General features: G+C 32.2%; 5 protein-coding genes. 1 reads left to right on the top strand and 4 read right to left on the bottom strand.

The window, feature by feature from the left end; all coding sequences use genetic code 11:
- On the top strand, positions 1 to 292 hold a 292-nt coding region (locus LKD71_RS17895), incomplete at its 5' end, for a DUF6219 family protein (protein WP_331466529.1).
- A 252-nt stretch (positions 293 to 544) separates the two neighbouring features.
- Here the strand turns inward: LKD71_RS17895 and LKD71_RS17890 are convergent.
- From LKD71_RS17890 to LKD71_RS17875, 4 genes are all read right to left on the bottom strand, one after another.
- Entirely contained in the window at positions 545 to 802 is a 258-nt protein-coding gene (locus LKD71_RS17890) for a hypothetical protein (protein ID WP_055157184.1), read from the bottom strand.
- A 99-nt stretch (positions 803 to 901) separates the two neighbouring features.
- Positions 902 to 1,105, bottom strand: a complete 204-nt coding sequence (locus LKD71_RS17885) for a helix-turn-helix transcriptional regulator (RefSeq protein WP_227616415.1) — start codon at positions 1,103 to 1,105, stop codon at positions 902 to 904.
- Positions 1,106 to 1,108: 3 nt separating this feature from the next.
- Positions 1,109 to 1,750 (bottom strand): DUF3796 domain-containing protein, encoded by a 642-nt coding sequence (locus tag LKD71_RS17880; RefSeq protein ID WP_227616414.1) that lies wholly within the window; start codon positions 1,748 to 1,750, stop codon positions 1,109 to 1,111.
- A 199-nt stretch (positions 1,751 to 1,949) separates the two neighbouring features.
- Entirely contained in the window at positions 1,950 to 2,321 is a 372-nt protein-coding gene (locus tag LKD71_RS17875; RefSeq protein ID WP_117484529.1) for a hypothetical protein, read from the bottom strand.
- Positions 2,322 to 2,348: the final 27 nt, after the last annotated feature.

Below are 2,348 nucleotides of genomic sequence, written 5' to 3'. Positions count from 1 at the left end.
TTGGCTCATTCATCTGAGATATGGAACTAAAAATCCCTTGAAAAATAAGGAAAAAAGACTTGACTATATAGGGAGGTATCAAATCATGAAATCGCATAAATACTGGTCCCTCGGAGCACTTTTCTGTATGTTGGGATGCATTTATTCTGGAATCAAAAAATCTATAACTGCACATAAATATTTTGCCTATTCTTCATTGCTTTGTATGGGCATGTCCATTTATTCCGGTCACAAACTGGTTTCTCCAAAGAAGAAAAAAATCACTGAATCAAATAATAGTGAGAATAGTTAAACAAAATTTTATATCTAATTTGCGATTATCCGCATAAACACTATACTTTCAAGCACTTTGAAGTATAGAAAATTATTTAATTTACCACGAATTTACCACAATTGAATGAGCCTTGATATGACAATAAAATAGCACTAAAAAGACACCCTTTACACCTGAGTGGTGTCTTTTGTTAAAAAGCAGTCAATCCTAAGACTAACTGCTTTGTGTGTATGGATATAAAGTTGTCAAACTGGGATTGTATGTTGGAAATTATTCTACATCAATCACATCATCTTCACCTATTTCTATGAAAGTGGTGCTACTATCTGTTGAAACGTTTTTAGATACTGACATATTAAATATTATCAAGAGGATATTCAATAGCACAATTACTAGGAATATAACCCCAGCAATTTTCCAAATTTTTTTGCTACGCCTATTCTTAATTGCCATCTGTTCACTGATTTTTGCAAGTTGTTCTGCGATGACATCATTATCATCTTCATCAGGTATTGTTCCTCCAAGCAATACAAATTAACATTATAGTTGCATTACTCTTATATTGATGTAAAACTTAATATTCTATTGTTCCCAATATCACATAGAACCGAATTTACTACCACTATCTTATTTAAAAATGAAAATATCTTCTATCGGTGCATTGAGAACCCGTGAAATATCAATCGCCAGTTTTAGAGATGGATTGTATTGTGCTTTTTCCAACCTCATAATTGTTTCTCTACGAACCCCGACTTTTTCTGCCAGTTGTTCTTGTGTTAAATCTTGTGCTACACGATATACCTTTAAGTTGCACATGAAATCTTCTACCATGACTTATTCTCCTTTTTCGTAGCGGTATAATAAATAGTTGCTAAGAAAAATGACTAAAGCATAGATAAGTGAAACAGAAATGAGCATAAAAATTGCACACCATTCCACATTACGAGAAAACATTCCTATTGCCATAAGCCAAATGACTATAAAGAGAAGTTTAAATCCTACTTTATAGGCGTTTATTTCTGCTTTTCTTTTATTTTCTAAAAAAAGTTCATCTTCTAAAGTGTGAGAAAGTTTTCCTTCAAAGAAAAAGCCGAAAAAGCCAAAAAATATAAAGAATACAAAAGGATATATTCTCCCATATTCAAAATAAGTCCAAAAACCGCTAAAACCTAGAAATCCAAATATTCCACACAGTCCCCAATATGAAGATACTGTTCTTGAATAGTTTTTGTCTTTAAAATTTTTAGAAAAGGCGTTTTTAAAGAAGATAACTGTTACATATAAGACATAAATAGCTATCAAAGCACCGACTATCAACATTGGTATATCCTTTATGGAAAATACATAATTAGACATATCCATGTTTTTAACCCAGCGTGCGTCGTTAAATAATAAAGAGTAAATTATCCCTGCAATCAGTAATATTACACACCCTACTCCCATAAAGATAACTTGTTTCATTTGTTTTTTTGTCATAATCATCCCTCTTTTCAATGTGATGTTTTTGTATCTTTATAAGACAAATATATCACTTAATATAAATGGTGTCAACAAGAAAATGATACAAATACATCTCATATCGTTTTTATATAATTTAAACAAAAAACTGACCTTTATTCATCAAAAACGAAGTTGCTGGAGAGTATTTTTTTCTCCAGCAACACTTTCTTCATCTTTAAGCCATTGAAACACAATACTGTCCAATCAGCTTCGTCCAACTATTATATTTATTCTTTTCACACACCTTTCGGCAAATTTCATTTTCCATCAGTACATAGAACATCTTATCATAATCAAATGCCCAAACATCACCATTCACATGGTTTTCCACTGCTTTCTGATCTATGTGCTTTAAGCGTGTGACCATTTTTTCAATTTCTCCATTTCTCAAGTTACCGATATTTTTGCAGATAGACCGAAAGAAATTCAACGTTGCATATTCGTCATGCCAATGGAACTCTTCTGGATTGTTTTTAATTTTACTGGCTCGCTGCTGCTCTTTGATTATCTGATCAGCTACACCTTTCATCGAATCTTCGTATCTCATATTACTCACCTACTCTTCCTCAACGCC

This window comes from Fusicatenibacter faecihominis, assembly GCF_020686945.1.
Taxonomy (GTDB): Bacteria; Bacillota; Clostridia; order Lachnospirales; family Lachnospiraceae; genus Limivivens; species Limivivens faecihominis.
Note: the sequence above shows the minus strand (reverse complement) of the source record. Positions and strands in the feature narration are given on the sequence as shown.